Origin of the sequence: Pseudomonas sp. DP-17 (assembly GCF_022380625.1) — a bacterium.
GTDB lineage: Bacteria > Pseudomonadota > Gammaproteobacteria > Pseudomonadales > Pseudomonadaceae > Pseudomonas > Pseudomonas nitroreducens_A.
In genome coordinates this window covers 1-20,992 of the sequence record NZ_JAKSXG010000016.1, presented here as the reverse complement: position 1 = coordinate 20,992, position 20,992 = coordinate 1, and the positions used below count along the sequence as shown (strand labels likewise).

Genomic DNA, 20,992 nt, shown 5'->3' with positions numbered 1-20,992 from the left:
GCGGGTCGAGGGCTTACCGCGAAGTTTAGCGCAGGCCGGTCAACCGGCTGGCGTTGATTCGCCCACTGGCGAAGGCATCGGGCAGCAGCGCACGGCCTTGCTGCATCACTTGTTCAACCTCCAGGGGCAGCGCCTTGGCGTCGACGCCGACCAGGCTGATGCCGGCCTTGAGGGTGATGAAGCCTTCGCTGGTCTTGAACGCCTTGAGGTTCAAGCCTTCATGCAGGCGGCGGAAGCTGCTGGGCGAGCATTCCTGCAGGTCTTCGAGCAGGGTGATCAGGGCGAAGTGCTGGCTGTCGAGGCGCGCCAGGACGTCCAGCGGACGCACCAGTTGCTGCAGTCGGCGGGCGACGCCATGCAGCAGTTCGTTCTGGAACGGCTGGCCGTGCCTGTGCCCCAGTTCGGCCAGCTCCGGCAGGCCGATCAGCATGTAGCACACCGCGCCGCCACGAGACTCCACCTGGCGGATGCTGTCGGCCATCTTCTGCTTGAGGTAGCGCTGGTTGCCCAGGCCGGTGGCGCTGTCCACCAGGTTGCGCTCTTCCAGGCTGGTGATGTTCTCGGTGAGCAGGCGGTTTTCCATCAGCAGGCGCTGCAGGGTGTTGCTCAGGCGGTCCGCGGCCAGCACGCGCGGCACCAGTTGCTCGTTCATCGAGGACTTGCTGACGAAGTCGTCCACGCCTCGGTCGAAGGCCTCGGCCAGGGCGTTGTCGCCCTCCTTGCCGGTGAGCAGGATGATGTAGGTGTAGTGGTCGCCGCTCTCGTCGAGCTGGCGCACCCGGGCGGTGAGCTCCAGGCCGTCCATCTCGGGCATCAGCCAGTCGGCGAGGAGGACGCTCACCGGCTCCTTTTCCAGCAGGTCGAGCGCTTCGCTGGCACTGCTGGCGAAGCGCACGTTCTGGTAGCCGGCCTGGCTCAGCGCGCGGCCGATCATGGCACTGGAGAACTTGGCGTCGTCGACCACCAGGATGCTGAGATGGTTGGTTGGCATGAAAAGGAATGTCTCGCAAACGGGTGGGAAATGCCGACTCTCACTGTCAGAGGCCGGGCGCGGTCTTGTCTGTCAGTTATAATGACCGCGCATTTTTATCGTCAAGCCAGGCTCGATGCTGACTGTGAACCGCATCGCGCCGTCCATCTGGAGAGATGTCATGCCTTCGTTCGACGTGGTGTCCGAACTGGACAAACACGAACTGACCAACGCCCTGGATAACGCTGCCAAGGAACTGGACCGCCGTTTCGACCTGAAGGGCAAGTGCAGCTTCGAGGCCAAGGACAAGTCCATCACCCTGACCGCCGAGGCGGATTTCATGCTCGAGCAGATGCTCGACATTCTTCGCTCCAGCCTGGTCAAGCGCAAGATCGACGCGCAGTGCATGGAGGTCAAGGACTCCTTCGCCTCTGGCAAGGTGGTCAAGCAGGAAGTCGACTTCCGCGAGGGCATCGACAAGGATCTGGCGAAGAAGATCGTCGCCCTGATCAAGGACAAGAAGCTCAAGGTTCAGGCCGCCATCCAGGGCGAGCAGGTGCGCGTCACCGGCAAGAAGCGCGACGACCTGCAGGAAGCCATCGCGCTGCTGCGTGGCGAGTCCCTGGGCATGCCGCTGCAGTTCAACAACTTCCGCGACTGACCCCTTCAGCGGAACCTCGTCGCCCGGGCGACGTCGCAATTAAGAGTCGCTCGGCGAACACCCGACCGCCATGGCTTGCCATGGCGGTTTTGTTTTTAGCAATGGCAATAGACAAGGGGCCTCATCCATGGATATGAATTACGAGCACATCGTCAACAGTGCGGAGGCCTGGGCGCCTGTCGTCCTGGCTTACCTGGGCAACGCCGTGCTGGCGCTGTTGACCCTGCTGATCGGCTGGTGGGTGATCAACCTGCTGACCCGCCGCGTGGGCGGCGTCCTGTCGACCAAGCACGTGGACAAGGCGCTGCAGGGCTTCATCGGCAGCATGGTGAACATCATCCTGAAGATCCTGCTGATGGTCAGCGTGGCTTCGATGATCGGCATCCAGACCACCAGCTTCGTCGCAGCCATCGGTGCCGCCGGCCTGGCCATCGGCCTTGCGCTGCAGGGCAGCCTGTCGAACTTCGCCGGCGGCGTGCTGATTCTGCTCTTCCGCCCGTTCAAGATCGGCGACTGGATCGAGGCCCAGGGCGTGTCCGGCACCGTGGACAACATCATGATCTTCCATACCGTGCTGCGCACCGGTGACAACCGTACGGTGATCGTGCCCAACGGTGCACTGTCCAACGGCATCATCACCAATACCTCCACTCAGACGACCCGTCAGGTGACCTTCGACGTGAAGCTGGCCTTCGACGCCGACCTGGATGGCGCCCGCGCGATTCTCAAGGAGCTCGCCGAGGATTCGCGTGTGCTCAAATCCCCTGCGCCAGTGGTGGTGGTCGCGGGCCTGGGTGAAAACTCGGTGACTCTGTCGCTGCGCCTGTGGACTGCCAATTCCGACTACTGGGCAGTCACCTTCATGCTCAACGAGCAGGTGCGCCTGCGTCTGCGCGACGCCGGCATCGACCTGGCGCCGAACAAGGTGGTGCGTGTGGTCAAGGGCGAAGAGGGCTCGGTGCTCACCGATTGATCAGACCAACCGCCATGAAAAAGGCCGGCAATTGCCGGCCTTTTTCATGAGCGCTGTTTCACTGGCAAGGCTCAGTGACGTTCGGCGCTCGGGTGCTGCGCTGGCGTTTGCGCAGGAGGTTCGGCGGCGCCATTGGTCATGTCGTTCTTGCGTTGCAGCCACAGCCAGCCGATCAGCAGCAGCGTGGGCACGCCGAGCAGGGCGGTGAAGAAGAAGAACCGCTCGTAGCCCATGCCCTCGACCATGGTGCCGGAATAGCCACCGATGAAGCGCGGCAGCAGAAGCATGGTGGAGCTGAGCATGGCGTACTGGGTCGCGGAGAACTTCAGGTTGGTCAGGCTCGACAGGTAGGCGACGAAGGCCGAGGTGGCGAGGCCGCCGCTGAAGTTGTCGAGCATGATGGTCACCACCAGCATGGTGACGTGCGGCTCCAGCACCTTGAGCAGGGCGAACACGTTCTGGCCCATCAGGTGCGGATCGTCGATTGCCCCCATTTGCGCCAGCATGGCGAACAGCAGGTTGGTCGCGGCCGAGGCCGCGCCGCCGATGAAAAGGATTGGCAGGATGCTGAAGCGGGCGATCAGCACGCCGCCGGCCGCGGCGCCGACCAGCGTCATGATCACGCCGAACAGCTTGCTGACGGTGGCGATGGTGTCCTTGGTGAAGCCCATGTCGATATAGAACACGCTGGCCATGGTGCCCATGACGGTATCGGACATGCGGTACGTAGAGATCAGCCCGAGCAGCAGCAGCGCCTGCCAGCGATAGCGGCGGACAAACTCGGTAATCGGCGTCAGCACCGGCGCCATCAGCAGGCGACCAGGCGCCGAGATACAGCTCAGGGCGATCAGCAGGTACAGGATCGCCAGCCACCACTTGCCGGCCTCGGTCATGTTGATGAACGCGGTGCCGGTTACCAGCAGGATGATCAACACGATCACCGACACGGCCTGGTGGACGAAGTCGAACTGCGGCAGGCCGCGGCCATGCACGGCCAGCAGCAGCGGGCGGCGTACTTTCGACAGCAGCTCGCGTACCGGGCGGATCTGTCGGCGGCCGTGGGGTGTCATGCAGACGCCGATGAAGATTGCGTACAGCGCAGCGCGTGGCCACGCCTGGGCGGTCAGCGCAGTCAGCATGGCCGGCACGGAAATCAGCAGTACCAGCAGGGTCAGCACCGAGAGCAGTTGGTGGTTGAAGGCGAAGGCCGAACTGCCAGCCTGCGGCTGCACGTTCACCGGCGGCTCTTTCATCAGCAGCGTGGTGATCAGCCCGGGCAGGATGGCCAGGGCGCACACCGCGTAAGTCAGCGCCCAGGCCGACTGGCTGTAGTGCAGAGCGCTGGAGCCGGCCCATTCGGCGAGGAACAGCACCCCGGCGGTAGCGAACAGCACGGCGACCCGGTAGCCGGTCATATAGCAGGCAGCCAGCGCGGCCTGACGGGTGTTTTCGGCGATTTCCAGGCGGTAGGCGTCGATGGCGATGTCCTGGGTGGCGGAGGCGAAAGCCACCACCATGGCCAGGGCGATCAGCCAGTTCAGGTGCGATTGCGGGTTGCACAGGGCCATGCCGAGCAGGCCGATGGCGATCAGCCCCTGGGAAAACACCAGCCAGGAGCGGCGGCGGCCCAGGCGACCGATGAAGGGCAGGCGCCACTGGTCGAGCATGGGCGACCACACCCACTTGAAGGCGTACACCAGCCCGATCCAGCTGGCGAATCCAATGGTTTCCCGAGCGACGCCTGCTTCACGCAACCACACCGAGAGGGTGGAGAGCACCAGCATATAAGGCAGGCCGGCGGCGAAACCCAGCAGCAAAAGCGCGAGGCTGGCGGGAGACTTGTAGGCAATCCATGCCTCTCGCCAGGAGTGCTCTTTCATGGGGGGTGTTTTCCAGCAGGACGAAAAATTACGCGAACTCTACTAGGACTGCTCGCCGCTAGGCCAGCCGTGCCGACGTATGTCCACCCGATCGTTATGGATTCTGACACCCTCCGCACGCAATCGTGCGCGCTGCTCGTTACCCGAGACAGTGCCCAGCGGCAGGCTGATGCGCCCGCCCGCGGCGATCACCCGGTGCCAGGGCAGACGGGTGTCTGCGGGTAATTGTCCGAGGATACGTCCGACAAGCCGCGCGGAACGGCCCAGGCCAGCCAGGCGGGCGACATTGCCATAGGTGATGACGCAGCCTTCGGGCACTTGCGCGATGACCAGGAAAATTGCCTCGCGCCGTACCTCCAGGCTTTCCACTCCGAGGTCGGTCATTGGTGCGCTGGCAGTGGGGTTGGGCTTGGGCATCGAAGGTACCGCGATAGAGGGGCTGACGCTCAGGATATCGGCTGGCGGCGAGCTGACAAGTTGGGTTCTTTGTAAGACCCATCTGTCAGTCATTGTGAACTCCCTGCACGTGGGTCTGTCAGTCGTTGCTCTAGTGTCGGGTATCTGGATAATGCCCGGCTTTTTGCCCATTCAATCCAGTTGAATTCGACTCATGTTTTCCAGAAACCTGCTCTGTGTCGCCCTTGCATCCTGCTCCTTGTCCGCCTTCGCCGATACCGTCTGGTTGAAGAATGGTGACCGACTCACCGGCACCATCAAGTTGTATGACGGCGGCAAGCTCCTGCTCGCGACCGATTACGGCGGAGAAATCACGCTGAAGTCGGACAAGATCAAGACGCTGGAGACCGATCAGAATCTGCTGGTGAAGTACGACGAGGAGACCGGTGAGCACTCCAAGGGGCTGAAGGCGTCCGAACAGGGGAAGGTGACACTGGTCAATGGTCAGCCCCGTACGGTGGAGCTGGCGCAGATCCAGCAGATGATGCCGCCCAAGCCGATCCTCGAGGACTGGGTATGGACCGGCAACGTCGATTTTTCCCTGGATCACAAACAGGCGGAAAACGACGTCGAAGACTACGACATCGACTTCAAGACCAACGCCCGCCACGGTCGCTGGCGCCATAACCTTCAGGGCGAATACAACCGCGAAAAGAAGGATGACGCGGTCAGCACCAACAACTACTCGGCGCAGTACGCCCTGGACCGCTTCCTCGACGAGCACTGGTTCTGGCAGGGGCAGGCCCAGTACAAGCGCGACTGGATCGAAGACCTGCAGAAGAAACGCACCATCGGTACCGGTCCGGGCTACCAGTTCTGGGACAACGAATTGGGCGCGTTCTCCCTGGCCACGCTGGTCAACCGCAACGACTACGAATTCGTCGACGACGAAAAATCGCACTTCTACAGCACCAGCCTGAAGTGGGACTACAACCGCTACCTGCTGGCCAAGCAGTTCGAGCTGTTCACCAACGGCGAAGTCAGCAAGCCACTGGAGTCCAACGTGGACTACGAGCTGGAGAGCGAGGCGGGCATCCGCTACAAGCTGACCTCCTGGGCGTCCCTCAGCCTGAAAGCCGAGTGGGACAAGCTCAGCGGCAACGACGGCGACGTCAACGAGCGTCGCTACACCGTCGGCCTGGGCGTCGGCTGGTAACGCCGCCGCCACACAAAAAAGCCCCGCACATGGCGGGGCTTTTCTTTTGACGCGAAGCTTACAGGCGCAGGCCGCCGTCCAGCTCCAGCACGCGGCCGGTGTAGTAGTCGTTCTCGAGGATGTAGGCCACCGAGTGGGCGATTTCCAGCGGCTTGCCCAGGCGCTTGAGCGGGATGCCCGACGTCATCTTCTCCAGGGCCTCGGGCTTCATGCTGGCGACCATGTCGGTCTCGATGAAGCCTGGCGCCACGCCTGCCACGCGGATGCCGTAGCGTGCCAGTTCCTTCGCCCACACCACGGTATCGGCGGCGACGCCGGCCTTCGCCGCGGAATAGTTGGCCTGGCCCATGTTGCCAGCGCGGGAGATGGAGGAAATGTTGACGATCGCACCTTCGTTCTTCAGCTCGATCATCTTCGCCGCCACTTCACGGGTGCACAGGAACACGCCGGTCAGGTTGACGTCGATCACCGCCTGCCACTGAGCCAGGCTCATCTTGCTCAGCTCGCCGTCCTTGACCTTGATGGTCAGGCCGTCGCGCAGGATGCCGGCATTGTTGACCAGTCCATTGATGGCGCCGAAGTCGCTGGCGACCTGGGCCACCATATGGGTAACCTGTTCTTCATTGGCGACGTTGCAGATATAGGCGCGGGCGTCACCGCCGGCGGCCTTGCAGGCAGTCACGGCTTCGTCCAGTTTTTCGGCATTGAGGTCAACCAGCGCGACGCGCGCGCCCTTGCCGGCGAGGTACTCGCCCATGGCGCGGCCCAGGCCCTGGCAGCCACCGGTGATGATGATGACCTTGTCTTTCAATTGCATCGGAACAACCCCACGAACAGTTTCTGGTGAAAGGCCCCGCCGGCAGCTGTGAACAGAGTCATCCTGCCCGTCCGTTTACGACGGTTTCTTTGCGAGGAGTCAAAAGTTGAGCGTGAAAGCTGCCAAGCATGCCCGAGAACTGCTGCTCAAGGAATACCGCGGCGTCCTCTCCACCCACTCGAAGAAGTGGCCGGGGTTCCCCTTTGGCTCCGTCGTGCCCTACTGCCTGGATGAGGCAGGGCGTCCGCTGATCCTGATCAGCCGAATCGCCCAGCACACCCATAACCTGCAGATGGATGGCAAATGCTCGCTGCTCATCGGCGAGCGCGGCATCGACGACATCCAGGCCGCCGGACGCCTGACCTTGCTGGCCGAAGCGCTGCTGATCGAGGACGTCGACGCCATCGCGGGCGCCGCCGAGCGTTATTACCGCTATTTCCCCGGCTCGCAGGATTATCACATCGTCCACGACTTCGATTTCTGGGTGCTGGAGCCGGTGCAATGGCGCTTCATCGGCGGCTTCGGCGACATCCACTGGCTGGGTGCCAACAGCGTGCCGCTGGCCAATCCCTTCGTCGGCGAGGCGGAGAAGAGCATGGTCGAGCACATGAACAGCGATCACGCCAACGCCATCGAACACTATGTCGAGCTGGCCGGGCTGCCCGCCGGTAAGGACCCGCAACTGGCTGGAATTGATACCGAAGGTTTCCACCTGCGCATCGGTCAGGGCCTGCACTGGCTGCCTTTCCCCGCGCCCTGCAGCAATCCCGGCGCGGTGCGCCAGGCACTGGTGCAGTTGGCCAGGGCGGATGTCTGGCCGGGCGATGAAGTGATCCAGGCCTAGCAGCCCTCGGCGTTTCCCTTGAAAAGGACGCGGGGCGTCACCACCTAGCTTTCTACCCGGGCAACGACCCCGCCAAGGATTCATCGATGCGAGTTCCCCTGTTTCTGATTCTTCTGTTCCCGCTGATCGAGCTGGCCGTAATGATCAAGGTCGGCAGCGTGATCGGTGTGGGCTGGACCCTGCTGCTTATCATCGCGGGCGCCTTCATCGGTGCCGCAGTACTGCGTGTAGCCGGTGTCGCCACTGCGCTGCGTGCCCGCGAACGGCTCAATCGCGGCGAGCTGCCCGAGCAGGAAATGCTCGAGGGTCTGGTTATCGCCCTCGGCGGTGGCCTGCTGATGCTGCCGGGCTTCATCAGCGACTTCGTCGGTCTGCTCTGCCTGATCCCCTTCACCCGCCGCCTGATGCTGGGCCGTGTGCGCCAGCGTATGCAGGAGCAGGCCGAGCGCCGCCGCGCCTTTGCCGACGATCCGGCCGCCCAGCACCGCAGCGGCCCCAGCGTGATTGAAGGCGAATACCAGCGCCGCGAGGAAGACCGCGACCGTCTGCGTTGAGATCGGTGCGGTTTCGATCGCCCATGGCTCCGACCTTTCTGCAAAAATTTTTCCGTCACACCCTTGAAATGCCTTGTAGCGACCTTATGTACCGGTCACCGCAAGGTCCCTGTCAGTACGACAGGCTGCTCTTTTCGCGATTCGCCTGTCGGGTCGCAAACCGGCACCGCCGGATTCAATAAAACCTGCCGGGCATCGATCCGGCCGTTGGAAATCACAGTTTGGGAGAGTTACGACTATGAAGCTTCGTCCTCTGCATGACCGCGTCGTCATCCGTCGCAGCGAGGAAGAGACCAAGACCGCAGGCGGCATCGTGCTGCCCGGTTCCGCCGCCGAGAAGCCGAACCGCGGTGAAGTGGTTGCTGTTGGTGCCGGCCGTGTCCTGGACAACGGCGAAGTTCGCGCCCTGGCCGTGAAAGTGGGTGACAAGGTGGTCTTCGGCCCGTACTCGGGCAGCAACGCCATCAAGGTCGACGGTGAAGAACTGCTGGTGATGGGCGAGTCCGAGATCCTCGCTGTCCTGGAAGACTGATTCCCGCGTCCTATCCAACCCACTGAATTCGATTTAGAGGAAACAGAACATGGCTGCTAAAGAAGTTAAGTTCGGCGATTCCGCCCGCAAGAAAATGCTGGTCGGCGTAAACGTCCTGGCCGACGCCGTCAAAGCCACCCTGGGCCCGAAAGGCCGTAACGTCATCCTGGACAAGAGCTTCGGCGCTCCGACCATCACCAAGGACGGCGTTTCCGTTGCCAAGGAAATCGAACTCAAGGACAAGTTCGAGAACATGGGCGCCCAGCTGGTGAAAGACGTTGCCTCCAAGGCCAACGACGCTGCCGGTGACGGCACCACCACCGCTACCGTTCTGGCTCAGGCCATCGTCAACGAAGGCCTGAAGGCCGTCGCTGCCGGCATGAACCCGATGGACCTCAAGCGCGGCATCGACAAGGCCACCGTGGCCATCGTTGCCCAGCTGAAGGACCTGGCCAAGCCGTGCGCCGACACCAAGGCCATCGCCCAGGTCGGCACCATCTCCGCCAACTCCGACGACTCCATCGGCAACATCATTGCCGAAGCCATGGAAAAAGTCGGTAAAGAAGGCGTGATCACCGTTGAAGAAGGCTCGGGCCTGGAAAACGAACTGTCCGTCGTAGAAGGCATGCAGTTCGATCGCGGCTACCTGTCCCCCTACTTCATCAACAAGCCGGACACCATGGTGGCCGAGCTCGACGGCCCGCTGCTGCTGCTGGTCGACAAGAAGATCTCCAACATCCGCGAAATGCTGCCGGTCCTGGAAGCCGTTGCCAAAGCCGGCCGTCCGCTGCTGATCGTGGCTGAAGACGTCGAAGGCGAAGCCCTGGCTACCCTGGTCGTCAACAACATGCGTGGCATCGTCAAGGTCGCGGCCGTCAAGGCTCCGGGCTTCGGCGACCGCCGCAAGGCCATGCTGCAGGACATCGCCATCCTGACCGGCGGCACCGTCATCTCCGAAGAAGTCGGCCTGAGCCTGGAAGGCGCCACCCTGGAGCACCTGGGCAACGCCAAGCGCGTCGTCCTGAGCAAGGAAAACACCACCATCATCGATGGCGCTGGCGCTCAAGCCGACATCGAAGCTCGCGTCCTGCAGATCCGCAAGCAGGTCGAAGAGACTTCCTCCGACTACGACCGTGAGAAGCTGCAAGAGCGTCTGGCCAAGCTGGCTGGCGGTGTTGCCGTGATCAAGGTTGGCGCTGCCACCGAAGTCGAGATGAAAGAGAAGAAAGCCCGCGTTGAAGACGCCCTGCACGCTACTCGCGCTGCAGTGGAAGAAGGCGTGGTTCCTGGCGGCGGCGTCGCTCTGGTTCGTGCTCTGCAAGCCATCGAAGGCCTGAAGGGCGACAACGAAGACCAGAACGTCGGTATCGCTCTGCTGCGTCGCGCCGTTGAAGCTCCGCTGCGCCAGATCGTTGCCAACTCCGGCGACGAACCGAGCGTCGTGGTCGACAAGGTCAAGCAGGGTTCGGGCAACTTCGGCTACAACGCTGCTACCGGCGTGTACGGCGACATGATCGAGATGGGTATCCTCGATCCGGCCAAAGTCACCCGTTCGGCTCTGCAAGCTGCTGCTTCCATCGGCGGCCTGATGGTCACCACCGAGGCCATGGTTGCCGAAGTGGTTGATGACAAGGCTGCTCCGGCCATGCCGGACATGGGCGGCATGGGCGGCATGGGCGGCATGATGTAAGCCACCCGGCACCTGCTGTAAGAAAAAGCCCCGCCTAGGCGGGGCTTTTTCATGGGCATCGGATATGCCACCATGCTCCACAGGAGATGGCATTCCTCCTTCAACCGCCCTCGTGGCTGATGATGCCTACGCATAGACCTGGAAAGGCGCGTAGGCGCTCGCCTGCAGCCTGTCCAAACTTCTCACTTCCAGGACAGGACCATGTGGAAATCCATTCTCGCCGTTTCCCTCGGCGCTGCTCTCGGCGCACTGCTGCGCTGGGTGCTCGGGCTCAAGCTCAATACTCTCCTGCCTTCCATGCCGCCCGGCACGGTGGTTGCCAACCTGGTCGGCGGCTACATCATCGGCGCGGCCATCGCCTTCTTCGCCAACTCCCCCGGCCTGGCGCCAGAATGGCGGTTACTGATCATCACTGGCTTCTGCGGTGGCCTCACTACCTTCTCGACCTTTTCCGCGGAAGTCGTCGTGCTGCTGCAGCAAGGTCGCCTCGCCTGGGCGATGGGTACCGTCGCCACGCACCTGGCCGGCTCCCTGTTGATGACGCTGGCCGGGCTCTGGTCGGTTCAGGCGCTGATGGGACGATAGGACTGGGCAAGGACCGAAGCCCGGCGCGATGCAGTGACGAGGGATTCAGCGGAAGAGTGTGAAAATTCCGTCAAAGGCGCTTAAGTTCCATTTAAGCTGGTTACGCTAGGATGCATCGCGTTCGAGGAGAACCTATGCGCATTTTGCTGGTTGAAGACAATCGGGACATCCTGGCCAACATGGCCGACTACCTGGGGCTGAAGGGTTACACGGTGGATTGTGCCCAGGACGGCCTGTCCGGATTGCACCTGGCGGCCACTTCCCATTACGACCTGATCGTGCTGGATGTGATGCTCCCGGGCCTGGACGGCTTCACCCTGTGCCGCCGCCTGCGCGAAGACGCGCGTCGCGACACCCCGGTAATCATGCTCACCGCCCGCGACCAACTGGACGACCGCCTGCAGGGCTTCCGTTCCGGCGCCGACGATTATCTGCTCAAACCCTTTGCCCTTTCCGAGCTGGCCGCGCGCATCGAAGCAGTGCTGCGCCGCAGCCAGGGCGGTGGCCGCCGTGAGCTGCAGGTCGCCGACCTGAGCTACAACCTCGACACCCTTGAAGTGAACCGCGCCGGCAAGCCGCTCAAGCTCAACCCGATCGGCCTCAAACTGCTGGCGGTACTGATGCAGAAGAGCCCCCACGTGGTGCGCCGGGACGTGCTCGAGGAAGCCGTATGGGGCGACGACTGCCCCGACAGCGACAGCCTGCGCAGCCATGTTCACCAGTTGCGCCAGGTGATCGACAAGCCCTTTGGTTCCTCCCTGCTGCACACCGTGCATGGCGTCGGCTACAAGCTGGCGGAGGAAGCGCATGGAGTATAAGCAGAGCCTTTCCCGACGGATTGTCTTTGCCTTCGTACTCATGACCGCCGCCGTTGGCGGCCTGTTCTCGGTGGGAATCGTCGGCGTCGTCCATATCGTCGAGGAGCGCCTGATTTCCCGCGACCTGGGTGGCGAGCTGGATCGCATCATCAATGAGGACCTGGGGAACGGCCAGGCACCCAAGCTCGACCCAGGCATGCGTTTCTTCATCAGCGATGGCGTCGGTGTCTATGCCATGCCGCCGGCGCTGCGCCGTCTGGATACTGGTTTCCATGAGGTTTTCGACGGTGAGCTGTCGTTCCATGCGCTGACGCGTGATATCGACGGCCGCCGTTTCGTCCTGCTGCAGGACCAGAGCGACTTCGAGGCGCGCGAGCAGATCCTCTATGCCGCGGTCGTCACGGGCTATGTCCTCAGCCTGACGCTCTCCGGGCTGCTGGGCTGGCTGCTGTCGCGCAAGGTCATGGAGCCCGTGTCGCGCCTGGCGCGGCAGGTCCGTCATCGTGACCAGTTGCTCGACCTGGCGCCGCCGATGTCGCCTGACTACGCCAATGATGAAGTGGGCGAACTGGCGGCAGCATTCGATTACGCCATGGGTCGGCTGCACGATGTGCTGACCCGGGAAAAGCTTTTTACCAGCGATGTCAGCCATGAATTGCGGACGCCGCTGATGGTGATCGCCACCAGTTGCGAGTTGCTGGCGGAAGAACCGGGCCTCAGCCCTCGGGCGCAAGCCCAGTTGGCGCGCATGAACAGCGCATGTGAGGAAATGCGCGATCTGGTGCAGACCTTCCTGATGCTGGCGCGCGCCCAGCGCAAGGACATGGCGATCGTCTCCCAGGCAGGGTTGCGGCAGATTGGTGACGAACTCGTGGCGCAGTGGCGTGGCCCCATTGAAGCGAAAGGTCTGACACTGGAGTACGACGCGAGCCAGGAAATGCCCGGGCAGTTCAATGCGCCATTCTTGCGCTCAGTGATGAGCAATTTATTGCGCAATGCCATGCATTACACCGAAAGCGGCAGCATCCGCTTACAACTTGGACCCAACGGATTCTGGGTCGAGGACACCGGTGCAGGCATCCCGGAAGAACAGCGCGAGGCCGTCTTCCAGCCGTTCGTTCGCGGCCAGAACCCGCGTGGCGAGGGGCTTGGGCTGGGGCTGTCGCTGGTCAAGCGGATCTGCGCTTCCGAGGGCTGGGATGTCACGCTGCGCCCAGCTGAACCACACGGTTGCCGCTTCGAAGTTCGCCTAGCCGTCGTTTGACAAAATCTTCACAAGTGCATGACCCGGCTGTGACAGGCTGGTTCGTATCGTTCGCCCTGAATTCGGGAAGGTAATAATCCGATGACTGAAAAATCCGTCGACCTGGAGTTCTCCCAGAAGTATGACCGCCAGCACGCAGAGCGTTATCTGCGTAAACACCAGGCCGGTCTGTCCCGGAAACTTTCCCACTGGCGCGATGTCCAGATAGGCCGCCAGGCACTGAAGCTTGCTGGCCAGCCCAACCTGGTACTCGACCTGCCGTGCGGCGCCGGTCGCTTCTGGCCGATGCTGGCTGAGAAGGAGAACCGGGTGATCATCGGCGCGGACAATTCGCCCGACATGATTGCCGTTGCCTGCGCCGGGCAGCCGAATGAGGTTGTAAAACGCGTCCGACCTTTGCAGACTTCCGCGTTTGCCATTGATCTGCCCGACAATGCCGTCGACAGCATCTTCTCGATGCGCCTGATGCACCACATCGGCGAATCTGATGACCGTCTGACGATGTTGCGCGAATTTCATCGCGTAACCCGCGACTCGGTGATCCTGTCGCTCTGGGTCGATGGCAATTTCAAATCCTGGAAACGCGCACGCGCCGAGTCGACTCGCAAGAAACATGCTTACCAGAACCGCTTCGTGATTCCCGCCAAGACCATCGAGGCGGAGTTCCGCCAGGCTGGTTTCAAGGTCCAGGATCACATTGATTTCGTCCCGCTCCTACACATGTGGCGGGTCTATATTCTGCGTAAGGAGTGATGGATGGCCGTAGATCTGGCTTCGCTGCAGCAAATTTCCGGTGAGAACGCCATCGACCGTTGGCTCCAGGTGCCCGGCAAATGGGTCGAGGAACCCAACCGTCGGCGCGGTGGCGAAAGCGGCGTGCAGCGAGTCCTGACCTCCGACGGCCGGATGCTCTATCGCAAGCAGCAGATGGGTCACATCTACCGTGACCTGCTGCATCCCTTCGGTTACCCCACCGCCATTCGCGAGCGTAACGCGCTCAAGGCCGCCGAGGCGCTGGGCGTGCGGGTTCCCACCCTGGTCTACGCCGGTTGCCGCAAGGTCGATGGCGAATGGCAGGCCCTGCTGGTCACTGAGTCTCTGGACGGTTTCAGCAGCCTGGAAGACTGTTATGCCCGCGGCGACCAGGAAAAATGGGGTGAAGCGCTGCATCAAAGAATTCTGCAACATTACGGTAGTACCCTTGCCAAGCTTAACGCCGGCCGTTGGCAGCACGGCTGCCTCTACCTCAAGCACGTGTTCGTGAAGGTGGACGGCGACAAGATCGAAGTGGCCCTCATCGACATGGAAAAAGCCCGCCAGCGTTTCAGCGCTCAGCGTGCTGCCCGTCACGATCTTCGCCAAGTGAAGCGCCGCTCGTCGTGGACAGAGGCGCAATGGCAGGCCTTTGTCTATGGTTACCAAGCGGCGTTTGGCAGCGCCATCAAAGGGTTGCAGACATGAAGTTAGAAATTACGCGAGGTTTGCTCCTCGTCGGCGCGCTCGGGGTAGCAACCCTGGCGGCGGCGGCCTGGCATGAGCCGGGCCCTTCGGTCATTTCCGGAAAAGGCGGCCTGGACAGCTGTCCCATGCCGCCCAACCTGCGCGCCAAGCAACAGGACGTCCGTCCGGATGACGACCTGCTGCTTTTCCTGTTCGGGATGTCGCAGAGCAAAGCACGCTGATTTCTGATTCCAGACAAAACCCCGCCTCGGCGGGGTTTTTTGTGGGCCACGGGTTTAGACTGCCGATTCAAGCCTGCAATGAGATGAGCATGAGCGACAGCGCATTTTCCCGGCGGATCGTGCAGAACCTGCTGGATACCGACTTCTACAAGCTGAGCATGATGCAGGCGGTGCTGCACAACTATCCCAACACCGAGGTGGAATGGGAGTTCCGCTGCCGTAACGAGGAGGACCTGCGCGCCTACCTGGACCCGCTGCGTGAGCAGATCGAGCGTCTGGCAGAGCTTTCCTTCTCGCCCCAGGATCTGGCTTTCCTCGAACGCATCCCGTTTTTCAAACCCGACTTCATCCGCTTTCTCGGCCTGTTCCGCTTCAATCCTTGCTACGTGCAACTGGGCGTGGAGAACGAAGAGCTGTTCCTGCGCCTGAAAGGCCCGTGGCTGCACGTGATCCTCTTCGAGGTGCCGCTGCTGGCGACCATCAGCGAAGTGCGCAACCGGCATCGCCATCCGCGCACGACGCTGACGATGGTCCGCGAGCGCTTGCAGGAAAAGTTCGACTGGCTGCGCCAGGAAGCCAGCGCTGAAGAACTGGCCGGTTTCAAGATGGCCGACTTCGGCACCCGCCGGCGTTTCTCCTATCCGGTGCAGGAAGTAGTGGTACGCGACCTGCGCGATGGTTTCCCCGGCCAGTTCGTTGGCACCAGCAACGTGCACCTGGCGCGTGAGCTGGGAGTGAAGCCGCTCGGTACCATGGCCCACGAGTGGCTGATGGCGCACCAGCAGCTCGGTCCGCGCCTGATCGACAGCCAGGCCGCCGCACTGGACGCCTGGGTGCGCGAATACCGCGGCCAGTTGGGCATCGCGCTGACCGATTGCATCACCATGGATGCCTTCCTCGCGGACTTCGACCTGTACTTCGCCAAGCTTTTCGATGGCCTGCGCCACGACTCGGGCGACCCGCTGGAGTGGGCGGAAAAGGCCATCCGGCATTATGAGCACCTGGGCATCGATCCGCTGACCAAGACTCTGGTGTTCTCCGACGGTCTCAACCTGCCGCGTGCCCTGGAAATCTACCGGGCGCTGCGCGAGCGCATCGACGTCAGCTTCGGCATCGGAACCCATTTCACCTGTGATGTGCCGGGCGTGGAGCCGATGAACATCGTGTTGAAAATGACCGCCTGCAACGGGCACTCGGTGGCGAAGATCTCCGACGCGCCGGGCAAGACCCAGTGCAAGGACGAGAACTTCCTGCGTTACCTCAAGCACGTCTTCAAAGTACCGGGCTAGCCGATTGCACAGCGCAGCGGGACCGGCCACTCTTGCTCAAGCAGCCAACGCGACACGCCCATTGAAGGGGAACAACGGATGTCAGCCACGAACGAACTCATCATCGGCGCAGGGCCCGACGGGCAGCCCGTCGGCCAGTCCTGGAAACTCGCCAACCGCCACGGGCTGATCGCCGGTGCCACCGGCACCGGCAAGACAGTGACGCTGCAACACCTCGCCGAATCCTTCAGCGATGCCGGCATCGCAGTATTCGCCGCCGACATCAAGGGCGACCTGTGCGGCATTGCCGCCGCTGGCAACCCGCAGGGCAAGGTGGCCGAGCGCATCGCCAGCATGCCGTGGCTGAACCACAAGCCCCAGGCCTACCCGGTGAGCATCTGGGACGTAGCCGGGAAGACCGGCCATCCGCTGCGCACCACGCTGTCGGAGATGGGCCCGTTGCTGCTGGCCAACCTGCTGGAGCTGACCGAGAGCCAGCAGGCGGCGCTGTTCGCCGCGTTCAAGGTGGCCGACCGCGAAGGCCTGTTGTTGCTCGACCTGAAAGACCTCAAGGCGCTGCTCAACCATTTCAAGGAAAATCCGGACATCCTCGGCGAGGACCGTGCCTTGTTCACCGGCGCCTCGTCCCAGGCGCTGCTGCGGCGCCTGGCCCTGCTGGAGCAGCAGGGCGCCGAGGACTTCTTCGGCGAGCCGGCGCTGCAACTGGAAGACCTGCTGCGCCCCGAAGCCGACGGCCGCGGCCGCATCCACCTGCTGGACGCCAGCAAGCTGGTGCACGACGCTCCCAAGGTCTACGCCACTTTCCTGCTCTGGCTGCTGGCCGAGCTGTTCGAGCAATTGCCCGAGCGCGGCGATGCCGACAAACCGATCCTCGCGCTGTTCTTCGACGAGGCGCACCTGCTCTTCAACGGCACGCCCAAGGCCCTGCAGGATCGCCTGGAGCAGGTGGTGCGGCTGATTCGCTCCAAGGGCGTTGGCGTCTATTTCGTCACGCAGTCGCCCGGCGATCTGCCGGACGACGTGCTGGCGCAGCTGGGCTTGCGCGTCCAGCACGGCCTGCGCGCCTTTACCGCCAAGGAGCAGAAGTCCTTGCGTGCGGTGGCGGATGGCTTCCGGCCCAACCCGGCGTTCGACACCCTGAAGGTGCTCACCGAACTGGGCATTGGCGAGGCGCTGGTCGGCACGCTGGAAGAGAAGGGCACGCCGGCGATGGTCCAGCGCGTGGCTGTCGCGCCGCCGCAGTCGCGCATCGGCCCGCTGACCGACGCCGAGCGTGCAGATGTCATCCGTCGTTCGCCTTTGGCCGGTCGCTACGACCAGCCGATCGACCGCGAGTCCGCCTACGAGAAGCTGACTGGTCGCGCTGACGACAAGATGGCGCCCACCGAGCAGAAGGACGCGAAGGGCAGCGGTACCGATTTTGGCGGGATTGCCGGCGAGATACTGGGATCACTGGCCAGCCAGGTCAGCAAGACCGTGGTACGCCAGGCGGCGAACCAGATCGGCCGGCAGTTGGTGCGCGGGCTGATGGGGGCACTGCTGGGCGGGAGCAAGCGGCGGTAACGACGGAGTCATCCTGTAGGAGCGGGCCCTGCCCGCGATCGGCTGCATGGTGCGCCCCTGCGGACATGAAAAAGGCGCCTCACGGCGCCTTTTTCATGTCCGCTGGAATCAGATGCGGAAGCTGTCCACCAGGTGGCGCAGGCGGCCGGCCTGGTTCTCCAGGTCGGCGCAGGCGCGCAGCGTGGCCTGCAGGTTTTCCACGCCCTCCTGGTTGAGGGTGTTGATCTCGGTGATGTCCATGTTCAGCGAGTCGACCACGGCGGTCTGCTCCTCGGTGGCGGTGGCGACCGACTGGTTCATCGAGTCGATCTCGCCGATGCGGTGGGTGACGCTGGCCAGGCGCTCGCCGGCGCGGTTGGCGATCTCCACGCTCTCCAGGCTGTAGCGCTGGCTCTCGGTCATGGTGTCCACGGCCTCGCGGGCGCCGACCTGCAGCTCCTCGATCATCTTCTGGATTTCCTGCGCCGACTCCTGGGCGCGGTGCGCCAGGTTGCGCACCTCGTCCGCCACCACGGCGAAGCCGCGGCCGGCTTCACCGGCGCGGGCGGCCTCGATGGCGGCGTTCAGGGCCAGCAGGTTGGTCTGCTCGGAGATGCCCTTGATCACTTCGAGGATCTGCCCAATGTTCACCGTTCGGCTGTTCAGCGCTTCGATGTTGGCGCAGGCCGAGCTGATCTTGTCCGACAGCAGGTTCATCGCGCTGATGGTCTGCTCGACCACCTGGCGGCCATCGCCGGCCTGGTGCGAGGCATCGGTGGCGTGGTGCGAGGCGTCGGCGGCGTTGCGGGCGATTTCCTGGGCGGCGGCGCCCAGTTCGTTGATCGCTGCGGCCACGCTGTTGGTGCGGTTGGCCTGCTCGTCGGAGTTGCTCATCGAGGAGTTGGAGGCGTTCACCACCAGCTGCGAGACATCATGCAGCTGGCGTGCGGTGGAGGCCACCTCGCGGATGGACTCGTGGATACGCTCGACGAAGCGGTTGAAGGCATTGCCCAGTACGCCGAACTCGTCGTTACTGGCGACCTTCAGGCGCTTGGTCAGATCGCCCTCGCCCTGGGCGATATCTTCCATGGCGCGGCCCATGGTGGTCAGCGGCTGCATCAGCACGCGGATCAGCATGCCCAGCAGGAACAGGATGGCGACGATGGCAATCGCGGCGGCGACTATCGCGGAAGCGCGAAACTTGCTCAGCATCGAATAGGCCGCGGCCTTGTCGATGGAGAGGCCGATGTACCAGTTCACCGAAGGCAGGCCCTTCACCTGGGTGAAGCTGAGGATGCGCGTCTGGCCGTTGAGCTCGGCCTCGCTGAAGCCGCCGCCGATTTTCGGCGTGTTCTGCGGGTAAACGTCCGCCAGCGTCTTCATGATCAGGTTCTTGTCCGGGTGGACGAGGATCTTGCCGTCGCCGCTGACCAGGAAGGCGTAGCCCATGCCGCTGAAGTCCAGCGAGTTGATGATCTGCACCAGAGTCTGCAGGCCGAGGTCGCCGCCGACAACGCCCAGGGTCTTGCCGCCGGCGCGCGCCGGCGTGGCCACGGTCATGATCAGTTGCTGCGTGGCGGCGTCGATGTAGGGCTCGGTCAAAGTGGTGCCGCCGGCCGCGACGGCATCCTTGTACCAGGGGCGGGTGCGCGGGTCGTAACCGTCAGGCATGGCGCTGTTGGGGCGCATGGTGAAGGTGCCGTCTTCCTGGCCCAGGTAGGTGAAGTTGAAGGTCTTGCGCAGGGTGTCCTGCTCCAGCAGGCCCGTCAGGTGCTCGGGAGTGCTGTCGCGAGCGAGGGTCTGGGCGGTGCTTTCGATCAGCAGCAGCCTGCCGCTCAGCCAGTTCTGGATGTTGCTGGCGGTCACGTCACCCATTTCCCGCAGGTAATCCTCGAGGTCCTCGCGGATCGCGTTGCGCTGCAGGTAGTCGTTGTAGAGGGTGAAGAGGGCGAATGCCGAGAAAACCACAAGCGATGCGGCCAGGAGAATCTTATGGCTGAATTTCAGGCTCTTGATCATGCTGCGTCGAATCCGGAAGTAGGGGGATGCCTGAATGGCGTTGGTCCGGGCGACAGATCCGGTGTCGCCGCAGAACGTCCGTTCCCGTGGTGTGAAACGGACGGCGCCGGCGCGGCGGATAACCGTGCGGGCGTGGCCGGAACTCCCTTGTGCCGGCGGTGACGACAGGCCCGGTTTGTTGGTTGGTATCAAAGGCCTTCACCCTTGATTTCGGCGTGCCCGAGGGAAGCTTGAATGAGTCGGACGAACGGTAGGGGTGGCTCTGCGGCGGGTGGTTCAGCGGTGATACAGCTGGTGGCTTGCCTCTGTGCAGGCGGTGTCTGCTGGTGAGTGGCTCGCGAACAAAAAAGGCGCCGAAGGCGCCTTTTTCATCTGTGCTCAATATCAGATGCGGAAGCTGTCCACCAGGTGGCGCAGGCGGCCGGCCTGGTTCTCCAGGTCGGCGCAGGCGCGGAGCGTGGCTTGCAGGTTCTCCACGCCCTCCTGGTTGAGGGTGTTGATCTCGGTGATGTCCATGTTCAGCGAGTCGACCACGGCGGTCTGCTCCTCGGTGGCGGTGGCGACCGACTGGTTCATCGAGTCGATCTCGCCGATGCGGTGGGTGACGCTGGCCAGGCGCTCGCCGGCGCGGTTGGCGATCTCCACGCTCTCCAGGCTGTAGCGCTGGCTCTCGGTCATGGTGTCCACGGCCTCGCGGGCGCCGACCTGCAGCTCCTCGATCATCTTCTGGATTTCCTGCGCCGACTCCTGGGCGCGGTGCGCCAGGTTGCGCACCTCGTCCGCCACCACGGCGAAGCCGCGGCCGGCTTCACCGGCGCGGGCGGCCTCGATGGCGGCGTTCAGGGCCAGCAGGTTGGTCTGCTCGGAGATGCCCTTGATCACTTCGAGGATCTGCCCAATGTTCACCGTTCGGCTGTTCAGCGCTTCGATGTTGGCGCAGGCCGAGCTGATCTTGTCCGACAGCAGGTTCATCGCGCTGATGGTCTGCTCGACCACCTGGCGGCCATCGCCGGCCTGGTGCGAGGCATCGGTGGCGTGGTGCGAGGCGTCGGCGGCGTTGCGGGCGATTTCCTGGGCGGCGGCGCCCAGTTCGTTGATCGCTGCGGCCACGCTGTTGGTGCGGTTGGCCTGCTCGTCGGAGTTGCTCATCGAGGAGTTGGAGGCGTTCACCACCAGCTGCGAGACATCATGCAGCTGGCGTGCGGTGGAGGCCACCTCGCGGATGGACTCGTGGATACGCTCGACGAAGCGGTTGAAGGC

21 protein-coding genes and 1 riboswitch are annotated in these 20,992 nt (G+C 63.1%); of the genes, 15 read left to right on the top strand and 6 right to left on the bottom strand.

All coding sequences use genetic code 11. From position 1 onward, the window contains the following. Positions 1-25: 25 nt before the first annotated feature. Positions 26-991 carry a response regulator gene (locus MJ122_RS25330; RefSeq protein WP_088421257.1) on the bottom strand — a complete coding sequence of 322 codons (966 nt, stop codon included), beginning with the start codon at positions 989-991 and terminating at the stop codon, positions 26-28. A gap of 160 nt (positions 992-1,151) precedes the next feature. Here MJ122_RS25330 and MJ122_RS25325 point away from each other — a divergent pair, with 160 nt between their 5' ends. Further along, the gene (locus tag MJ122_RS25325; protein ID WP_017518085.1) at positions 1,152-1,631 is read left to right on the top strand and encodes a YajQ family cyclic di-GMP-binding protein; all 480 of its coding nucleotides are present in this window, start codon (positions 1,152-1,154) and stop codon (positions 1,629-1,631) included. Positions 1,632-1,758: 127 nt separating this feature from the next. Beyond that, positions 1,759-2,604 (top strand): mechanosensitive ion channel family protein, encoded by an 846-nt coding sequence (locus MJ122_RS25320; RefSeq protein WP_026078932.1) that lies wholly within the window; start codon positions 1,759-1,761, stop codon positions 2,602-2,604. A gap of 71 nt (positions 2,605-2,675) precedes the next feature. Here MJ122_RS25320 and MJ122_RS25315 read toward each other — a convergent pair whose 3' ends face one another. Further along, positions 2,676-4,484, bottom strand: coding sequence for an AmpG family muropeptide MFS transporter (locus tag MJ122_RS25315; RefSeq protein ID WP_239746490.1), 1,809 nt, complete (start codon positions 4,482-4,484; stop codon positions 2,676-2,678). A gap of 42 nt (positions 4,485-4,526) precedes the next feature. Beyond that, positions 4,527-4,901 carry an MGMT family protein gene (locus tag MJ122_RS25310; RefSeq protein WP_239746488.1) on the bottom strand — a complete coding sequence of 125 codons (375 nt, stop codon included), beginning with the start codon at positions 4,899-4,901 and terminating at the stop codon, positions 4,527-4,529. Positions 4,902-5,094: 193 nt separating this feature from the next. Between MJ122_RS25310 and MJ122_RS25305 the strand changes: the two genes are divergently transcribed. After that, positions 5,095-6,096 carry a DUF481 domain-containing protein gene (locus MJ122_RS25305; RefSeq protein WP_088421261.1) on the top strand — a complete coding sequence of 334 codons (1,002 nt, stop codon included), beginning with the start codon at positions 5,095-5,097 and terminating at the stop codon, positions 6,094-6,096. A gap of 58 nt (positions 6,097-6,154) precedes the next feature. On the opposite strand, the gene MJ122_RS25300 is transcribed toward MJ122_RS25305, so the two are convergent. Beyond that, entirely contained in the window at positions 6,155-6,913 is a 759-nt protein-coding gene (locus MJ122_RS25300; protein WP_017518080.1) for an SDR family oxidoreductase, read from the bottom strand. A 106-nt stretch (positions 6,914-7,019) separates the two neighbouring features. Between MJ122_RS25300 and MJ122_RS25295 the strand changes: the two genes are divergently transcribed. The 12 genes from MJ122_RS25295 to MJ122_RS25240 all read left to right on the top strand — a co-directional run bounded on the left by MJ122_RS25295 (position 7,020) and on the right by MJ122_RS25240 (position 17,734). Further along, positions 7,020-7,757 (top strand): HugZ family protein, encoded by a 738-nt coding sequence (locus MJ122_RS25295; RefSeq protein ID WP_088421262.1) that lies wholly within the window; start codon positions 7,020-7,022, stop codon positions 7,755-7,757. A gap of 86 nt (positions 7,758-7,843) precedes the next feature. Beyond that, positions 7,844-8,311 carry an FxsA family protein gene (locus MJ122_RS25290; RefSeq protein WP_088421263.1) on the top strand — a complete coding sequence of 156 codons (468 nt, stop codon included), beginning with the start codon at positions 7,844-7,846 and terminating at the stop codon, positions 8,309-8,311. A 238-nt stretch (positions 8,312-8,549) separates the two neighbouring features. Next, complete coding sequence (locus tag MJ122_RS25285; protein WP_009617968.1) at positions 8,550-8,843, top strand: co-chaperone GroES; 294 nt, start codon at positions 8,550-8,552, stop codon at positions 8,841-8,843. Positions 8,844-8,892: 49 nt separating this feature from the next. Then, positions 8,893-10,533: a chaperonin GroEL gene (gene groL / locus MJ122_RS25280; RefSeq protein ID WP_017518077.1), complete on the top strand. Its 1,641-nt coding sequence runs from the start codon at positions 8,893-8,895 to the stop codon at positions 10,531-10,533. A gap of 73 nt (positions 10,534-10,606) precedes the next feature. After that, positions 10,607-10,669: riboswitch (Fluoride riboswitch) on the top strand. 65 nt (positions 10,670-10,734) lie between these two features. Continuing rightward, entirely contained in the window at positions 10,735-11,118 is a 384-nt protein-coding gene (gene crcB, locus MJ122_RS25275; protein WP_088421265.1) for a fluoride efflux transporter CrcB, read from the top strand. A 134-nt stretch (positions 11,119-11,252) separates the two neighbouring features. Further along, a complete protein-coding gene (locus MJ122_RS25270; RefSeq protein WP_017518075.1) occupies positions 11,253-11,936 on the top strand; it encodes a response regulator transcription factor in 684 nt (227 codons plus the stop codon). After that, on the top strand, positions 11,926-13,200 hold the full coding sequence (locus MJ122_RS25265; protein ID WP_239746486.1) for a HAMP domain-containing sensor histidine kinase: 1,275 nt from the start codon (positions 11,926-11,928) through the stop codon (positions 13,198-13,200). The genes MJ122_RS25270 and MJ122_RS25265 overlap by 11 nt, the downstream gene beginning before the upstream one ends. Positions 13,201-13,281: 81 nt before the next feature. Then, on the top strand, positions 13,282-13,953 hold the full coding sequence (locus MJ122_RS25260; RefSeq protein WP_088421267.1) for a class I SAM-dependent methyltransferase: 672 nt from the start codon (positions 13,282-13,284) through the stop codon (positions 13,951-13,953). Between the two features lie 3 nt (positions 13,954-13,956). Next, entirely contained in the window at positions 13,957-14,661 is a 705-nt protein-coding gene (locus MJ122_RS25255) for a lipopolysaccharide kinase InaA family protein (RefSeq protein ID WP_017518072.1), read from the top strand. Continuing rightward, complete coding sequence (locus MJ122_RS25250; RefSeq protein WP_088421268.1) at positions 14,658-14,882, top strand: hypothetical protein; 225 nt, start codon at positions 14,658-14,660, stop codon at positions 14,880-14,882. The genes MJ122_RS25255 and MJ122_RS25250 overlap by 4 nt, the downstream gene beginning before the upstream one ends. 89 nt (positions 14,883-14,971) lie before the next feature. Continuing rightward, on the top strand, positions 14,972-16,171 hold the full coding sequence (gene pncB / locus MJ122_RS25245) for a nicotinate phosphoribosyltransferase (RefSeq protein WP_239746484.1): 1,200 nt from the start codon (positions 14,972-14,974) through the stop codon (positions 16,169-16,171). A gap of 78 nt (positions 16,172-16,249) precedes the next feature. Next, entirely contained in the window at positions 16,250-17,734 is a 1,485-nt protein-coding gene (locus tag MJ122_RS25240) for a helicase HerA-like domain-containing protein (RefSeq protein WP_239746482.1), read from the top strand. A gap of 108 nt (positions 17,735-17,842) precedes the next feature. Here MJ122_RS25240 and MJ122_RS25235 read toward each other — a convergent pair whose 3' ends face one another. Together MJ122_RS25235 and MJ122_RS25230 are read right to left on the bottom strand one after the other, a co-directional pair. After that, positions 17,843-19,732 (bottom strand): methyl-accepting chemotaxis protein, encoded by a 1,890-nt coding sequence (locus tag MJ122_RS25235; protein WP_239746480.1) that lies wholly within the window; start codon positions 19,730-19,732, stop codon positions 17,843-17,845. Between the two features lie 384 nt (positions 19,733-20,116). Next, positions 20,117-20,992, bottom strand: an 876-nt coding sequence (locus MJ122_RS25230; protein ID WP_239746479.1) for a methyl-accepting chemotaxis protein, incomplete at its 5' end; no start/stop codon positions are given.

Coding starts and splice junctions, on each gene's coding strand:
- MJ122_RS25240 (WP_239746482.1), top strand. CDS start 16,250: ATGTCAGCCACGAACGAACTCATCATCGGCGCAGGGCCCGACGGGCAG.
- pncB (WP_239746484.1), top strand. CDS start 14,972: ATGAGCGACAGCGCATTTTCCCGGCGGATCGTGCAGAACCTGCTGGAT.
- MJ122_RS25250 (WP_088421268.1), top strand. CDS start 14,658: ATGAAGTTAGAAATTACGCGAGGTTTGCTCCTCGTCGGCGCGCTCGGG.
- MJ122_RS25265 (WP_239746486.1), top strand. CDS start 11,926: ATGGAGTATAAGCAGAGCCTTTCCCGACGGATTGTCTTTGCCTTCGTA.
- MJ122_RS25235 (WP_239746480.1), bottom strand. CDS start 19,732: ATGATCAAGAGCCTGAAATTCAGCCATAAGATTCTCCTGGCCGCATCG.
- MJ122_RS25285 (WP_009617968.1), top strand. CDS start 8,550: ATGAAGCTTCGTCCTCTGCATGACCGCGTCGTCATCCGTCGCAGCGAG.
- crcB (WP_088421265.1), top strand. CDS start 10,735: ATGTGGAAATCCATTCTCGCCGTTTCCCTCGGCGCTGCTCTCGGCGCA.
- MJ122_RS25330 (WP_088421257.1), bottom strand. CDS start 991: ATGCCAACCAACCATCTCAGCATCCTGGTGGTCGACGACGCCAAGTTC.
- MJ122_RS25310 (WP_239746488.1), bottom strand. CDS start 4,901: ATGCCCAAGCCCAACCCCACTGCCAGCGCACCAATGACCGACCTCGGA.
- MJ122_RS25305 (WP_088421261.1), top strand. CDS start 5,095: ATGTTTTCCAGAAACCTGCTCTGTGTCGCCCTTGCATCCTGCTCCTTG.
- MJ122_RS25315 (WP_239746490.1), bottom strand. CDS start 4,484: ATGAAAGAGCACTCCTGGCGAGAGGCATGGATTGCCTACAAGTCTCCC.
- MJ122_RS25300 (WP_017518080.1), bottom strand. CDS start 6,913: ATGCAATTGAAAGACAAGGTCATCATCATCACCGGTGGCTGCCAGGGC.
- MJ122_RS25270 (WP_017518075.1), top strand. CDS start 11,253: ATGCGCATTTTGCTGGTTGAAGACAATCGGGACATCCTGGCCAACATG.
- MJ122_RS25325 (WP_017518085.1), top strand. CDS start 1,152: ATGCCTTCGTTCGACGTGGTGTCCGAACTGGACAAACACGAACTGACC.
- groL (WP_017518077.1), top strand. CDS start 8,893: ATGGCTGCTAAAGAAGTTAAGTTCGGCGATTCCGCCCGCAAGAAAATG.
- MJ122_RS25255 (WP_017518072.1), top strand. CDS start 13,957: ATGGCCGTAGATCTGGCTTCGCTGCAGCAAATTTCCGGTGAGAACGCC.
- MJ122_RS25290 (WP_088421263.1), top strand. CDS start 7,844: ATGCGAGTTCCCCTGTTTCTGATTCTTCTGTTCCCGCTGATCGAGCTG.
- MJ122_RS25320 (WP_026078932.1), top strand. CDS start 1,759: ATGGATATGAATTACGAGCACATCGTCAACAGTGCGGAGGCCTGGGCG.
- MJ122_RS25260 (WP_088421267.1), top strand. CDS start 13,282: ATGACTGAAAAATCCGTCGACCTGGAGTTCTCCCAGAAGTATGACCGC.